We start from the raw sequence: 14,552 nt of genomic DNA on the forward strand, positions 1-14,552 counted from the left end.
GGTAAATGGGGACGTTTTGTCGAAAATATGGTAGCCCCAGCTTGTGAGACTTTATTTTTAAATCGTCAGATTCCCGTACATCAAGTTAGTCAAAGAGTCAGAAAACGTCTCGACGGTAAAACCTTAGAAATTGATGTGTTAGTAACTAATGAAAATCATGTGCTAGTAGTGGAAGTCAAAAGTAGTTTAAGTGTAGATGATGTCAAAGAATTAATCAAGAATCTAACAGAATTTAGTAGACAATTTTTTCCCGAATATAACCACAAACAATTATATGGGGCAGTAGCAGGCATTGAAATCGAAGAAGGAGCGGATAAATATGCCTATCGTCAAGGTTTATTTGTCTTGGCACAAAGGGGGGGTGAAAACGTAGCGATTCTTAACGATACTGAGTTTCAACCGAAAACGTGGTATAATACTTAAGCTTGTCTTTGGGAAAGTCCAGTGCAATTCTGGTACTGTGCCGCAGCTGTAATCAAGTAAAAAGTAAAAAGAGTACATCTTCCCTTTTTCCTTGCGAGTCAGAATGCCAATTACAAGTTTTTAATCGGTAGATAGACAAATAATTTTCTAACTACTTCTCTGCGTCGCATGGAGAACAAACAACGGTGAATTGGTTAGTTGAAGCAAATGCTTGTCCAGGTTTATTTTATGGAACTGCTGCCCAGGATGGGTTTTTAATTCGTCTCCGCACCCCCGGTGGATGGCTCAATTCTCCACAGGGAAAAGCGATCGCCACTTGGCTCGAACAATGGCAGACGACAATACAAGTTACCAATCGGGCAAATCTGCAAATTCGCGGACTGCAAAAATCCCCCAGTTTAGAAGAATTTCAAACCCTGCAAAAATTAGGGTTAGCTTCCCATAATCCCAGTATCGATCATCTGCGTAACATCATGTCCAGTCCCACGGCTGGAATTGACTGTCAAGAATCGATCGATACTCGTCCATTAGTCCAAGAATTAGATAATTTTATCCAAAATTATCCATCAATTGCCCAACTAAGTCCTAAATTTAGTATCGGGATCGATGGTGGTGGTGCAGTGGGAATTGGCACTGGTTCAACTATGGCCTGGCAACACCGCTATAACGAGATTCAGCTATCGGCAATTACCGTCAATAATCCGACAAATTTAACTTCTCTTGTTTGCTTTCGATTAGCCCTCGGAGGAGATAAACAATTCTATGACACGGACTTATTAATTGAGCCAGAAAACTGTTTAGCTGTGGTGAAAGCTCTAGTAAAGGTTTATGTCGATTATGTTCAACAAACCCCCAATATCAAGGGTAAAAAACCTCGGATGAAACACCTACTCAAAGATTGGGGATTGACAAAATATCTCGAACAAGTTAACTACCAATTACATCGGACTTCTACCGGCATAATACACCGGCAAGAATACCAGCAGGCTGCCCATTCTACTCAACCCTATTTTCATCTGGGAATTCATCCTCAAAAGCAACCTGGATTATCTTATATTGGTCTATCATTAAGATTAGGACAATTGACGGCTAATCAACTATGGGGATTAGCGGCACTATCAGAAACTTTTGGCAGTGGTCAGTTACGATTAACCCCTTGGCAGACTGTTATATTACCCGATATTCCCGATGAAAAAGTGTCAGAATTGTTGCCAAAACTGGCATTCTTAGGATTATCCGCTTCTCTTGGATGGGATGCGGGGATAGTTGCCTGTAGCGGTAAACCGGGCTGTGCGGCGGCGGCCACTGCAACTCAAATTCATGCTTCTCTCTTGGCAGATTATTTGAAAGAACGCTTAACCTGCAATTCTCCTGTTAATATTCATTTGACGGGTTGTGCTAAATCCTGCGCTCAACCGGGTCCAGCCGAAATTACCCTTTTAGGAACTACCATCGAGCAAAATGGCCAAATACTAGAAGCTTATCAAGTCTATGTGGGTGATAGTCAAAAGTTCTTAGAAACACCCATATTTGAGGGAGAATTTGCCAAGATTCCCCCCCTCATAGCCCAAATTTTAAGCTCCCAAAACTCGAAAATTTTAGATAAATAGAATGGAATACATTAAGAATGGTGAGGAAATTTACCGCAAATCTTTTGCTATTATTCGGGCTGAAACTAACTGGGAAAATCTCCCCGATGATTTAGCTCCTGTGGCGGTTCGTCTAATTCATTCCTGTGGGATGACAGACATAACAAAAGATTTAGAAGCATCACCGGACGCAGTTAAAATCGGACGAAATGCCCTCGCTGGGGGTGCAGCAATTCTCTGTGATTCTCAAATGGTCGCTAATGGCATTACCAAAGCCCGTTTACCTAAAAATAATCCGATTATTTGTACCCTCAATCATCCAGAAGTGACCGAGTTAGCACGGCAAATTAATAATACTCGCTCCGCGGCCGCTTTAGAACTTTGGCGACCTCATTTAGCTGGAGCAGTGGTGGCCATTGGTAATGCACCAACCGCACTTTTTCGTCTGCTAGAATTGCTCGATCAAAATGTAGATAAACCGGCTTTGATTTTAGGCTTTCCCGTGGGATTTGTGGGAGCGGCAGAGTCGAAATTAGAATTAGCAACTAATAGTCGTGGCGTGCCATTTATTACCCTGCACGGACGTAGGGGAGGCAGCGCAATCGCAGCAGCAGCAGTCAATGCTTTAGCAAAAGAGAACGAATTATGAATAAATTAGGCAAACTTTATGGATTAGGAATCGGGCCCGGCGATCCCGAATTGTTGACGCTCAAAGCACACCGAATTCTCACAACTGTTCCGGTAATTGCTTATCCTACCTTAGAAAGTGGCAAAGTTTTGGCACGGGCAATTGTGTCGGATTTTATCCGTCCCGAGCAGATAGAAATTCCCATGCCTTTACCTTTTAGTGTCGAGCGCAGTTCTCAACCTCATTATGATATTGCCGCCGAAAATATCGCCGAACAGTTAAAATTAGGTCTAGATGTGGCGGTGCTATGTGTGGGCGATCCGATGTTGTATGGCACGTTTATGTATATTTTTAATCGCTTGTGTGATCGCTTTTCAATTGAAGTCGTGCCGGGTATTTCTTCAGTGATGGCAAGTGCAGCAATGCTGGGTGTACCTATTACTTATCGAAATGACGTATTTAGTATTATGCCCGCTACTTTAGAGGCGGAAATATTGCGTGATCGCCTAGCCTTTATCGATGCAGCGGCGATTATTAAATTAGGCAGACATTTCGCTAAAGTTCGCAATATTCTCGATGAATTAGGATTATTAGAACGCGCCCTCTACATCGAACGAGCAACCTTACCCAATCAGCAAATTATTCCGATTACAGAAGTCGATCCAGAGGCTGCTACTTACTGGTCATTAATTCTGATTCCTAGTAAAACTAAACCGCAATAACTCTATAGACACTAAGTTAAATTCTCTATCCCCTACCTGACAGAACCTATAGGGTTTAGATGATATTATGAAAATGTCTTTTCTTCGTTGCTTTTTTTGTTGCATAGGGGGTTATATACAGCGTTTCTCGGATTGATAAGTAGGTAGGCGTTAAAAATTATCAGATGCCCCCCTTATCAAGGGGGGATTAAGGGGGGATCCCCCCGCCTATCGGCACCCCCCTTATCAAGGGGGGCAGGGGGGATCGAACCTAAAATCTATTTTTAATTTAATTATAACCAGCTACTTAAGGTAATCTATTTTCTTCTCCATTCTCTGTCACCTAAAAATAACTACCATGTCCGATTATCCTGAATCTATCCGCAATACTAGCGTCAGCGATCAAGCTACTAATAATGATGCCCTCGGATTTGAGCCTTATGTAATAGCGATCGCTGAATTTTTGTTGCATCAGCAGACACAACCACCCCTAACTTTATCGGTTGAGGGAGAGTGGGGTAGTGGCAAGTCTTCTTTTATGAAAATGTTGGAGGAATATTTACGAAAAAAGGGAGGTCGGACGGTTTGGTTTAATGCTTGGCGACACGATAAGGCGGAGTCGGTATGGGCAGCTTTTGCGCTGTCTTTTATTAAGCAGATTTCTACGCCCAAAAATTGGCGAGATTTGCCTCGAATTATCCTAGGATACTTTAAATTACAATTATTGCGTTTTAACTTAGAAAAAGGCTTATTTGAATTAATTAAAGCTTTCCCATTAATAATTTTTGTGATTTGTGCATCAATTGCCATTCCTTTTATTTTAATCATTTATGGAGTTGAAGGAATTAACGAATTAATCAGAGCAACAACCTCTCAAGATGTTTTTTGGAGCAAAATTAATTCAGTTTTTAAATTATTATTTACTGCGGTCGGTGTCACCTTATCAGGAGCAGGTATTTTCGCTGGTATTAAGAGTTTATTGAGAAATTTTCAAAGGTTACTCCAAAACCCCAAAAACAACCTAATTAAATACATAGAAGCCCCAGATTATAAAAAACAATCGGCATTTGTAGAAGAATTTCATGAAGATTTTGCTAAAATTGTCGATGCCTATGTTGGCAATGATCGGGTATATGTATTTATTGACGATTTAGATCGTTGTGAACATCCAAAATCAGCGGACTTGATGCAAGCGATTAATTTGATGATTGCTGATGATCCTTCAGTGGTGTTTATTTTAGGAATGGACAGAGAAAAAGTAGCCGCTAGTTTAGCGGTAAAATACGAAAACATTCTCAAGTATTTACCGTCGGAAACCACAGAAATTGATCCTGATATTTTAGCGAGACGTAGTGCTAATAAAGGGTTAGCTTATGGTTATACCTTTATTGAAAAGTTTGTCCAGCTTCCCTTTTTAGTTCCCCAACCATCCCGGTCAGATTTTGAGCGTTTTTTGATTCAGCTTGCTACTTCAACTCCTCCCAATTTACAGCCAGCTAAACCTCGTTTTACATTTTTTCAGTCATTCTGGGGTAAGTTTAAGTTAGCTTTACCCCAGAGAAATAATTCGCAAAAGCATCTCACTTCCGCAACAAGTAATCAGACAAGTGATTTAAAAAACTTGTCTCTAGATAATCCTTCGATAGAATCCGAACAAACCGAAAAACAGAAAGCACAAGCAGCTGTAATTAAGCGATTAGAAGCGATTCAAGTCAACAAATCTGATAATAGAGATTCCCAAACAGTGCGGAATGTCATTATGATGGTGGCTCCTGCATTGGATTACAATCCGCGACGGATTAAACACTTTATCAATGTCTTTCGTCTCAAGGTTTATATCGCTAATGAAACTGGTTTATTTTTTGAGGAGCGAGATGAGAATGATAATTTGTTAGTTCCTTCTCTAACTTTTGAACAGTTAGGTAAATTTACTGCCATTAGTTTAAAATGGCCATTGTTATTGTCAGATTTGGAAAATGATAAGAAAATTTTAGCAAAACTAGAAGAATTTGCACTGCGAGAGTCGATGCAATCAAATGAAGAAGAAACCAAAGAATATGACGAGTCGCTTCGCTATTGGGGTAGTTATACTAAGCTAAAAGCTTTAATGGCTTACGGTCATGACAAATTGGCAGCTAACTCTAAATTTAGCTTGGCAGAGGTAAATGTTGATAAATTATTACAAGTATCACCTAGGGTAATTCGGTCAGCTAATGAGCCTATTCAACGAAAACAAAAACGAAAACAAATTAGTCAAAATATAAAAATTAGCCAAAATATTACCTCATTGCCTCCAGACTTTCACTTAGAAATGGTGGATATACCCGCCGGTAAATTTAACATGGGTTCTAATGAGTATGAAGATGAAAAACCGATACATGAAGTAATTGTGCCAGCATTTCAGATAGGCAAATATCCCGTCACCCAAGCACAGTATCAAGCGGTGATGGAAAAAGCTAGTTCAAGTTTTTCACGAAATCCCCAGAACCCAGTAAAATCTGTTAGTAAGGATGATGCTGAAGTCTTTTGTAAACAACTGAGCAAGTTAACCGGAAAAAACTACCGTTTGCCTACAGAAGCAGAATGGGAATATGCCTGTCGCGCTGGCACAGAAACCCGATTTAGTTTTGGCGATGATGAAAGTCAACTAGGAGATTATGCCTGGTTTATTGATAATTCAGATAATGTAACTCATCCTGCTGGGCAAAAGCGACCTAATCTTTGGGGAATTTATGATATGCACGGCAATGTTTGGGAATGGTGTGCGGATAAATATCATAAAAGTTATGTTAATAAACCAGAAAATATCAAGAAAAACGGCAGCATTGCCTGGCTAGATAGCAATATAAATAATAAGTCATTAATGATAATACGTGGCGGTGATTTTAACTCCTATCCCGGGCTTTGCCGTTCCGCGGATCGTTACAGCCCCGACGCTTACCTGCGCAGCGACTTCGGGTTTCGTGTTGTGTGCGATCTCCCCCAATCAGTTAACAGTTAACAGTTATCAGTCACAGATCAATGAGTTGCTCCGAGCCTATATGGAAGCGCACCAATAACCAATAAAAAGATGAAGTCTAATAGGGCGAGCCTGAGAATGGAGATCGCTGTAGTTAGCCATCACCGCTTTTTATGGTTACTTTAATGTTAGAATCGAATCACTTCTTTTAGGTTTTGCTATGCGTGCGATTGAAACCACTGGTATCCTCAATACCCAAGGGCAAATTCAACTTGATCATCCTATTCCCCAAGAAAAAGATCGGTTTGTGCGCGTCATTCTTTTGATGTCGGAGGATGAACTGAACGAAAAAAACTGGCTAGATGCCGTTTCCCATAACCCTAGCTTTGCTTTTCTGCAAGATACCGAAGAAGATATTTATACCCTTAACGATGGACAACCTGTAACTAATGAAGGGTAAAATTGTATTAATTTAATTTCCCTTCGACGATTTATCTTCCAGTAAGGTTCGTCCTGCTTATTGCCTAACCAATCAAATTGGAGGCTATCAACACATTATTTTTGCCCTAATTACCAGTCGTATTCCAGAAAATCCCCTTCATACAGATATTATTCTGAGACCAGAAAATCCAGATTTTATGATCAGTGGTCTTCGCCAATCGTCAGCCATCAGACTTGATCATTTAGTAACACTTCGCTCTTCACTGATTCAGCGTGAACTAGGCTCATTATCATTAAAAACCCAACCCTTAATTGTAGATATTTTGTCCGATATTCTACGTTCTTAAAAAAAATACGATCACTGATTTCTTCGGGGGCATTATTTAACGCAGTTTTTGGCTTTAAATTACGATAAATTTATCCGCTTTATAGTTACGCTATGCTAACCCATTCTACGGTTACTCATCGGCCATATTATCAGGAATAATGGGTATTTCCGTCACTCCCCAATCGGTCGGATAAAGCCCTCAATCAATGAAACGATAAACACTAGGAAAAGGCCAATACTACGGTTTTAAACATAACCCATGCCGCACAGGATTGTAATGAATATAATCACAGTGTAAAGATTCAATCTTGTAAATTGCGTTACCCAACGTACCTTTTTTCTATGAATTATGATTTTTATAAAAACTCAACATTTTTATACATATAATCAGGCTCTAAACATTCCCAAATTAAAACTAAATCACTAATAATTTTGCCAATAGATTGACGTTGATGTGAATAAATAATCCCCCAATGCTCTAATCCCATTGAAGACAAAACCAGAAAATCATCATCAAAAGTAAAAATGACTCGGCCTTGCGATAAAGCATAAGCTAATTGTTCCTCATCGGAAGACCCCATCAGTCCTTTTTCTGGAGAAGTTGTAACATCAATCCCTCGCATTCTTAAACCTTTAGCGATCGCATTAGAGACGCTTTCATCTAGGTGAAACTTAAGCTTATTGGCCATTATTTCCCTTTAAAAGTTTTTCGACCAATGAAGGTTTATCCCCTTGTAACTGTTTAGCAAAATTTTCGCTGGATTCAATATCTTGGCGAATTTCTTCTCGATGATCATGGTAATAAGCTAAAGCTGCATAAACATCAGCTAAAGTAATCGTTGGATAATTATAAACAATTTCATCAGGACACATCGCCATTCTTTCATGCCAAATAACAATGTCTTGTACCTTAATACGATGTCCAGCAATACGAGGTTTACCGCCACAAACACCGGGTGTTACTTCAATATGCTGTTTAAGCACTAAAGATGACATAATAACTCATTTACTCTACTTCTAGATATCCTAGCATTTTTCTTGAAAAAACGCAACCACCGATCTTTTAGGATACGTTACCTAACGTGCCTTTTAATGTGAAACATTTTAGACATTTTCATATTATTATCCGTTACGCTATGCTAACATATTCTACCGTTACTGCTACAATTGGCTCCAAAGACCACTATAACCAACTAAAACCATGACTCAAGCCACTTTTGCAGAAATACTAGAAGCAACTGAACAACTTCCCCCAGAAGATCAAGAACAACTGATTCACATTTTAAAAAAGTGAAAGACATTAACGAGGCTCAACAATACCTCAACAACTAATGGAAAGTATTCCGGCAACATTAAAATAAATTAAGGTCATCTGGCCGCAGTCGGTTAAAACTGACTGAAAATATTACCTGGTCTGAGGAGCTTTTCAAATTGACAGACGATCGCGTTTATTGGTTAGCATGGTCAAGTATTGCTGGAGTTGGGCCAATTTCCCTGAAGCGACTCTATCAGCATTTTGGCAGTGTCGCTGTGGCCTGGAATGCCTCCGATTCTGCGATCGCAGAAGGGGCGGGATTTGGCAAAAAGTTAATGGTAGCGGTACGGGAAGGGCGATCGCAAATTGACCCAGAAGCTCTTTTCGCCGAACATATCCAGAAAAACCCCCTTTTTTGGACTCCTAGCGACCCAGAATATCCCCGCTTTCTCTGGGAAATTCCCAGTCCTCCCCCCTTACTTTACTATCAAGGAAAGGTCAATTTAGAGGAAAATCAGGGAAATATCCCCACCGTCGCCATTGTGGGTACTCGTAACCCCACGGATCACGGCCGGCGCTGGGCGCGGCGCTTAAGTACCCTTTTGGCCCAACAGGGATTTACTATTGTTTCTGGTATGGCCGAAGGAATTGATGGCGAGGCGCACCAAAGCTGTTTAAAAGCGGGGGGAAGGACGATTGCCGTCTTGGGAACGGGGGTCGATGTGGTTTATCCTAGTCGTCATCGGCAGCTACACACGGACATCCAAAAGCAGGGTTTAGTCATTAGTGAACATCCTGCCGCAACTCAGCCGAATAAAGCCCATTTTCCCAGTCGTAATCGCATTATCGCCGGTTTAAGTCGCGCGACGATTGTTATCGAGGCCCCCGAAAGGTCAGGCTCCCTGATCACGGCCAGTTATGCTAACGAATTTGGCGGCGATATCTATGCTTTACCCAATTCTCCCGATATTGCTGCTGCTAGGGGTTGTTTACAACTGATTCATCAGGGGGCAGAAATTATCGTTTCTGAGGAGAAATTATTAGAAATGTTGGGGGCAATTCCCACCACGAACCAATCTGCACCGGTTAATCTCTCCCCTTCACTCCCTCTAGAGACATCCCCGGTCGTTAATGCTGCTCCTCCAGTCAATCTAGAACCTAGACTAGCACAAGTGTATCAGTTATTTGACAGAGATGCCCTGTTGTTTGACATTATTGTTCAAAAAATGCAAATCCCCACCTCAGAAGTGGCGGGGATCTTATTGGAATTAGAATTAATGGGTTTAGTGACTCAGTTACCCGGTATGCGTTACCAGAAAACCTAGTCAACCCCCAAATGCTTATTTAGGGTATTAGCTAAAGTGTTTTTCGGTACAGCCCCGACCACTAGATCAACTTTCTGACCCCTTTTGAGGATCATTAGGTTTCAGGAGTTTATTTAGGGTGGTAGCTAAAGTGGTTTTCGGTACAGCCCCGACCACCATATCAACTTTTTGACCTTCTTTGAAGATCATCAGAGTAGGAATACTGCGAATCCCATACTGACTAGCGATAATGGGGTTTTCGTCGGTGTTGAGTTTCACCACCTTGACTTTCCCTATGAACATTTCGGCAATTTCTTCGACAACGGGAGCCACCATTCGACAGGGGCCGCACCAAGGAGCCCAGAAATCCACTAGGACAGGGTCGGCACTATCTAAAACTACTTCTTTAAAGGTGGCATCTGTAACGGCAGGAACCTCTGACATACTTAAGAAATCCTCTAGTAATCACGGTTATCTAGAATACGCAAAAATTCCATTCTAGAGATTCGTGGTGCGATGTGGACATTCCACTGGTGAAAAGGACGAGAACTAGCTCTAAATCCACTGTAGAGGCCTTAACTTGCATCAGAGGTAGCTTCTTGGATTAATTTCACAAGGGGTATTCTTCTATTTTATAACCCTAGAGGCTCTATTTTGACTTTTTTTTGATAAAGTTTTGTAATATTGCCCGAGTCAAGGATGGGTGATGGCAGCCAGATCAAATTTTCTGGAAGAAAAACCCGAAAAGTCAGCGATTTTATCTAGGCTTAACCTGAGTTTGATTATGATCAGCACAAGCCACCTCCTAATTGAGCTTTTTTATGAAAATTCTGGTCTTAAATGCGGGATCGAGCAGTCAAAAAAGTTGTTTGTACGATTTAGAGTTTCTCCCTGGCCATCCTCCGCAACCAATTTGGCAAGCGGGGATCGATTGGACGGTTAACCCTGATTACGCGGTTTTAACGGTAAAAGCTCAGGGAATTAAACAGGAAATTAATCTTTCTAGTCAGGATCGTCCGGCAGGAATTGCTCGGATGTTAGATACCTTAGTCACTGGCGAAACTAAGGTAGTAGCCAACCTCGCCGACATTAGTATAGTCGGTCATCGAGTTGTCCATGGTGGCACGGAATATTCCCAGGCTACCATGATCACTCCCCAGGTCAAAGAAACGATTAAAAAGCTGATTCCCCTGGCTCCTAGCCATAATCCCGCTCATTTAGAAGGAATTGAGGCAATCGAGCAAGTTTTGGGCGATGTTCCTCAAGTAGCAGTGTTTGACACCGCTTTTCATCGTTCTATCCCTCCTGAGTCTTCTCTTTATCCCATTCCCTACCAATGGAGTGAACTGGGAATCCGTCGCTATGGTTTCCATGGCACCAGTCATCAGTACTGCTCGCAACGGGCCGCCGAATTGTTGGGAAAACCCCTAGAATCGTTGAAAATGGTGATCTGTCATCTGGGCAATGGTGCTTCCCTATCGGCAGTCAAGGGGGGTAAAAGTATCGATACTACTATGGGATTTACTCCCCTAGAGGGATTGATGATGGGAACCCGCAGCGGTTCGATCGATCCAGGGATTCTGATTTATCTAGAGCGAGAATATCAATATAATCCCGATAGTTTAAATAGTTTACTCAATAAAGAATCCGGTTTAAAGGGAATTTCTGGTATTTCTGGGGATATGCGGGCAATTACCACGGCGATGGCCGAAGGCAACCAGAGGGCAAAATTAGCATTTGAGATGTATATTCATCGTCTGAAAGGTTTAATCGGATCGATGATCGCTTCTCTAGAGGGGTTGGATGTGTTGGTATTTACGGCAGGAATCGGCGAAAATTCAGCTTTAGTACGGGAAAAAGCCAGTCAAGGCTGGTCTTTTTTCGGTTTAGAGTTAGATTTAGCTAAAAATGCCGCTCGTCCCCGGGATGAGGATATCGCCAGCGAGACATCTAAAGTGCGAGTGATGGTAATTGCTACGGCGGAAGATTGGGCGATCGCACGAGAATGCTGGCATTTATCTCAATAGACCTTACCTTTGGCCATTCTCTTTTGGCTGTTCCGTTGCGGGAATCTCCATAATCGGATGGTTAAGAGCAATCATCAAATGGTCTCCCTCTTGGCTAATACTGCTCGGACTGCTCGCCATTTGGGAGAGGGGATCATTGCGTACCGAGACGAAGTAGGAGCCAACAGCGATCGCCATAGCGGTGAAAATTGCGCCACCATAAACATAATATTGCCGACGACGCTGACCATCGACTTTTCTGAACACCTGTTCTGCCAATCGGTCGCTGGCCATAGTAACTGGTACGGGAATTTGCTTTAAATTAGTTTGTAATCCCAAGAGCTGCTGATAGAGTTTTTTAGCGGCAGCATCATGGTCTAACCAATGCTGAACTAGCTTCCGTTCCTCTACCGTTACTTCGTTATCAATATAGGCGCTAATTAAATCGAAACGATGAGCTTCTTCGTTATCCTCTTCTAAGAATAAAATATCCTCGGTTGCGGAGTTGCAATCGCTGTCATCGTGACGTAACAAAGACTTGATCCATTGAACGTCTTCGGGTTGATAATTATTCATGGTTGACCTCGACCAGAAGCGATCGGTATACAATCACTTTTCACCAGCACGGAGCTAGTTAACTTTAACGACTCCTCACTTCGGCCGTTAGTGCCGAATCACCACAATATTCTTTAGCCTTCTGTAAAATAGGGCTGTAAAACAGATTGTAATTTAGCGCGAGCGCGAGCAATGCGAGATTTAACAGTTCCTAAAGAAACTCCCGTGATCTCGGCAATTTCTTCGTAGGCCATGCCTTCAATTTCTCGCAGAATAATAGTTGTCCGAAAAGCTTCTGGTAAATCAGCGATCGCCGCCTGTAATTGATCGTAGAATTCGTGGGTGGTGAGATGTTCATCGGGACTGGGGTAATCGGACTCGATATCCCAATCGATTTCGCCATCTTCCACGCGCCGGGGAGCATCGAGGGAAATGGGGTGATTAACCCGCTTGCGTTTCCGCAATTCGTCGTAAAAAAGATTAGTGGCAATGCGACTTAACCAACCGCGGAACTTGAGGGGTTCATGGAGACGGTTAATATTGCGATAGACGCGAATCCAGACCTCTTGAGCCAAATCAGCGCGATCTTGCCAATCGGGAGCCAAATGATAGAGTAATTTATCAATATGAGCTTGATAGCGCCGCAGCAGTTCCGCAAAAGCTGCTCGATCGGGCTGGCACCCTTCCTGACAGCGTGCAATTAGATCGTAGTTGGAGAGTTTGTCAGGGGACACGGGGTTTTGAGACTTTTTGGCCTCAAGTGACCAAGATGCTGGAATCGATTGACTCATGGGATTTCCTCTAAGGATATAAACTCCTCACTCAGAGCTTGAGGACGGGATAATTCAGTAAAGGTTCCCGAAAATAAATAATTTTTTTCCCATATTTTGATTCTAACCGATCGGGGCATTCATCTGGGGGAGCAAGGGAGCAAGGGAGCAGCAAGTGGGGAGGTGGGGTAGTGGGGAGAATACATAAAAGCTGTCTCGGAGTCTCGGAGTCTCCTGAATAGCTCTGTAAGTTAGGTTTTTTCCTTAGCGAGAATAAAGACGCTGCCCTCGCTGCCGCGGCCGATGCGGAGATCTTCATCGAGATAGGTGATGTCGAGCCAACCTGTTTGTTGGCGATTATTGAAAGAAAAATCGAGGGGAGGAAATTTTTTGCCACTCTCGATCGCATCGATAAATTCTTGGGGAGAATGATAATTGAGAAGACGTTGCAGACCGAGGATCGAGCGCTCAAATTTGACCATTACCCGACGCTCGGATGTGGGTTCAAAGGTAGCGGAGACGATTACTGCCCCTTCTAGCCAAGGTACGCCGATAATTTCGGCGATATTGTAGAGTTTGGCCTTGTTCAGGTCGAGATATTGATAAATTTGCCCTAATTGAAAAAAAGGTAGGCGATCTATTCCCAGAATGTTGCGGCTGCTGGTGAATAGCAAACGCCAATTGCCCCCTAATAGTTGTTTAACTTCGAGGGGATGGGGATGGGGATTGTGATCCTCCAATTGTTCGATCGCCGCTAAAATCCGCACGCGGTCGCTTTCCGTGGCCAGGAGTCCACGATTTCTACCAGCGATCAATTCTAATAATTTCGCTTTGGCATCCATAGAATAGACCTCTTGTAAAAATCAAAAATTGTTGTTAGGGTTAGGAGTCAGTAGCCAGGAGAATTACGAATGAATAATAATCAATTAAATGGTCTATTTATAGATTTTAGGCAATTTAATCCTTATTTGTGCCGTTTTTGAACCCTCAAAAATTAATTATGCAAGAGGTTTGATCTCCCTTATTTTATCAACTACCTCAACCCGCTGGGCGATCACTCAAGGTTTTGGCTGGCCCTCAGAGGCTCACCTGCGCCGATGATTTGAGAGTTTCAACGGGGTTTTAACCTCGGTGAGCGGCATTTTCAACTGTTGACTTGATTATTTTAACACAGATTAAATGCCGCAGTTTTAAAACTTTTTCATAACCGTAATTAAGTGATCGAAATAGGTAGTAATTGCGTTTTTCTCTGAGTCGCTAAAATACTCTAAGCTGTATTGTTTTAAGGCTTCTAAGGCCGAAATCATCGCCCGAGCGTTATCGACGATAAAAGTAGCATTATCCCGCAGTTTTCGAGCTTGTTGACTATAAACAAGTAAATCAGGCTCTAAATTGACGATAGTATCTAAATCGCTATCGCTGAGATAGCAAGTTTGATCATCCGCTTGTTGCCAAATAGCGATCGCTGATTGCTGATAGGGCCAATTAGCGAAACTGATGATTCTCGCTTTTGGGATTAATTGCTGGGCGCGCTCACTCAAAGGCATCGATCGCTCTCCGTTAGGTCAGATTAGGCAGTTAAGATCACTTCTA

The 14,552-nt window shown here is 42.2% G+C and carries 15 protein-coding genes, 1 pseudogene and 1 riboswitch; of the genes and pseudogenes, 9 read left to right on the forward strand and 7 right to left on the reverse strand.

The features are described 5' to 3' along the window. The 7 genes and pseudogenes from EWV68_RS19705 to EWV68_RS19735 form a co-directional block, all read left to right on the forward strand. The coding region (locus EWV68_RS19705; protein WP_287170784.1) for an NERD domain-containing protein at nt 1-423 on the forward strand (423 nt) is incomplete at its 5' end. Further along, a riboswitch (cobalamin riboswitch) is annotated at nt 394-552 on the forward strand. (Overlaps the previous gene by 30 nt.) Before the next feature lie 56 nt (nt 553-608). Beyond that, nucleotides 609-2,033 carry a precorrin-3B synthase gene (cobG, locus tag EWV68_RS19710; RefSeq protein ID WP_287170786.1) on the forward strand — a complete coding sequence of 475 codons (1,425 nt, stop codon included), beginning with the start codon at nt 609-611 and terminating at the stop codon, nt 2,031-2,033. Between the two features lies 1 nt (nt 2,034). Further along, nucleotides 2,035-2,661: a precorrin-8X methylmutase gene (locus EWV68_RS19715; RefSeq protein ID WP_061432614.1), complete on the forward strand. Its 627-nt coding sequence runs from the start codon at nt 2,035-2,037 to the stop codon at nt 2,659-2,661. After that, nucleotides 2,658-3,362 carry a precorrin-2 C(20)-methyltransferase gene (gene cobI, locus EWV68_RS19720; protein WP_287170787.1) on the forward strand — a complete coding sequence of 235 codons (705 nt, stop codon included), beginning with the start codon at nt 2,658-2,660 and terminating at the stop codon, nt 3,360-3,362. Before EWV68_RS19715 ends, cobI begins: the two co-directional genes overlap by 4 nt. Before the next feature lie 337 nt (nt 3,363-3,699). Then, entirely contained in the window at nt 3,700-6,342 is a 2,643-nt protein-coding gene (locus EWV68_RS19725) for an SUMF1/EgtB/PvdO family nonheme iron enzyme (RefSeq protein WP_287170788.1), read from the forward strand. A 178-nt stretch (nt 6,343-6,520) separates the two neighbouring features. Continuing rightward, a complete protein-coding gene (locus EWV68_RS19730; protein ID WP_002797650.1) occupies nt 6,521-6,760 on the forward strand; it encodes a hypothetical protein in 240 nt (79 codons plus the stop codon). 52 nt (nt 6,761-6,812) lie between these two features. Beyond that, nucleotides 6,813-7,088 (forward strand): annotated as a pseudogene (locus EWV68_RS19735) (type II toxin-antitoxin system PemK/MazF family toxin); the annotation flags it as partial. A gap of 337 nt (nt 7,089-7,425) precedes the next feature. On the opposite strand, the gene EWV68_RS19740 reads toward EWV68_RS19735, so the two are convergent. Next, nucleotides 7,426-7,758, reverse strand: coding sequence for a DUF5615 family PIN-like protein (locus tag EWV68_RS19740; RefSeq protein ID WP_002736383.1), 333 nt, complete (start codon nt 7,756-7,758; stop codon nt 7,426-7,428). Continuing rightward, the gene (locus EWV68_RS19745) at nt 7,748-8,065 is read right to left on the reverse strand and encodes a DUF433 domain-containing protein (RefSeq protein ID WP_002750425.1); all 318 of its coding nucleotides are present in this window, start codon (nt 8,063-8,065) and stop codon (nt 7,748-7,750) included. Before EWV68_RS19745 ends, EWV68_RS19740 begins: the two co-directional genes overlap by 11 nt. Nucleotides 8,066-8,500: 435 nt before the next feature. On the opposite strand from EWV68_RS19745, the gene dprA reads away from it, so the two are divergent. Then, nucleotides 8,501-9,649 (forward strand): DNA-processing protein DprA, encoded by a 1,149-nt coding sequence (dprA, locus tag EWV68_RS19750; protein ID WP_287170789.1) that lies wholly within the window; start codon nt 8,501-8,503, stop codon nt 9,647-9,649. Nucleotides 9,650-9,715: 66 nt separating this feature from the next. Here the strand turns inward: dprA and trxA are convergent, their stop codons facing one another. Beyond that, nucleotides 9,716-10,072, reverse strand: coding sequence for a thioredoxin (gene trxA / locus EWV68_RS19760; RefSeq protein ID WP_061432611.1), 357 nt, complete (start codon nt 10,070-10,072; stop codon nt 9,716-9,718). 377 nt (nt 10,073-10,449) lie between these two features. Here trxA and EWV68_RS19765 point away from each other — a divergent pair, with 377 nt between their 5' ends. Beyond that, the gene (locus EWV68_RS19765) at nt 10,450-11,655 is read left to right on the forward strand and encodes an acetate kinase (protein ID WP_287170790.1); all 1,206 of its coding nucleotides are present in this window, start codon (nt 10,450-10,452) and stop codon (nt 11,653-11,655) included. A 3-nt stretch (nt 11,656-11,658) separates the two neighbouring features. Here EWV68_RS19765 and EWV68_RS19770 read toward each other — a convergent pair whose 3' ends face one another. The 4 genes from EWV68_RS19770 to EWV68_RS19785 form a co-directional block, all read right to left on the reverse strand. Next, nucleotides 11,659-12,210, reverse strand: a complete 552-nt coding sequence (locus tag EWV68_RS19770) for an anti-sigma factor family protein (RefSeq protein ID WP_287170792.1) — start codon at nt 12,208-12,210, stop codon at nt 11,659-11,661. Between the two features lie 113 nt (nt 12,211-12,323). Beyond that, nucleotides 12,324-12,980: a sigma-70 family RNA polymerase sigma factor gene (locus EWV68_RS19775; protein ID WP_002802236.1), complete on the reverse strand. Its 657-nt coding sequence runs from the start codon at nt 12,978-12,980 to the stop codon at nt 12,324-12,326. 230 nt (nt 12,981-13,210) lie between these two features. After that, nucleotides 13,211-13,801, reverse strand: a complete 591-nt coding sequence (locus EWV68_RS19780; RefSeq protein WP_061432608.1) for a PAP/fibrillin family protein — start codon at nt 13,799-13,801, stop codon at nt 13,211-13,213. A 348-nt stretch (nt 13,802-14,149) separates the two neighbouring features. Beyond that, nucleotides 14,150-14,506: a globin family protein gene (locus EWV68_RS19785; RefSeq protein ID WP_061432607.1), complete on the reverse strand. Its 357-nt coding sequence runs from the start codon at nt 14,504-14,506 to the stop codon at nt 14,150-14,152. Between the last annotated feature and the right edge of the window lie 46 nt (nt 14,507-14,552).

The sequence above is a fragment of the Microcystis sp. M_QC_C_20170808_M9Col genome (assembly GCF_007095495.1).
Taxonomy (GTDB): Bacteria; Cyanobacteriota; Cyanobacteriia; order Cyanobacteriales; family Microcystaceae; genus Microcystis; species Microcystis aeruginosa.

Coding starts and splice junctions, on each gene's coding strand:
- EWV68_RS19715 (WP_061432614.1), top strand. CDS start 2,035: ATGGAATACATTAAGAATGGTGAGGAAATTTACCGCAAATCTTTTGCT.
- cobI (WP_287170787.1), top strand. CDS start 2,658: ATGAATAAATTAGGCAAACTTTATGGATTAGGAATCGGGCCCGGCGAT.
- EWV68_RS19725 (WP_287170788.1), top strand. CDS start 3,700: ATGTCCGATTATCCTGAATCTATCCGCAATACTAGCGTCAGCGATCAA.
- EWV68_RS19730 (WP_002797650.1), top strand. CDS start 6,521: ATGCGTGCGATTGAAACCACTGGTATCCTCAATACCCAAGGGCAAATT.
- EWV68_RS19740 (WP_002736383.1), bottom strand. CDS start 7,758: ATGGCCAATAAGCTTAAGTTTCACCTAGATGAAAGCGTCTCTAATGCG.
- EWV68_RS19745 (WP_002750425.1), bottom strand. CDS start 8,065: ATGTCATCTTTAGTGCTTAAACAGCATATTGAAGTAACACCCGGTGTT.
- trxA (WP_061432611.1), bottom strand. CDS start 10,072: ATGTCAGAGGTTCCTGCCGTTACAGATGCCACCTTTAAAGAAGTAGTT.
- EWV68_RS19765 (WP_287170790.1), top strand. CDS start 10,450: ATGAAAATTCTGGTCTTAAATGCGGGATCGAGCAGTCAAAAAAGTTGT.
- EWV68_RS19770 (WP_287170792.1), bottom strand. CDS start 12,210: ATGAATAATTATCAACCCGAAGACGTTCAATGGATCAAGTCTTTGTTA.
- EWV68_RS19775 (WP_002802236.1), bottom strand. CDS start 12,980: ATGAGTCAATCGATTCCAGCATCTTGGTCACTTGAGGCCAAAAAGTCT.
- EWV68_RS19780 (WP_061432608.1), bottom strand. CDS start 13,801: ATGGATGCCAAAGCGAAATTATTAGAATTGATCGCTGGTAGAAATCGT.
- EWV68_RS19785 (WP_061432607.1), bottom strand. CDS start 14,506: ATGCCTTTGAGTGAGCGCGCCCAGCAATTAATCCCAAAAGCGAGAATC.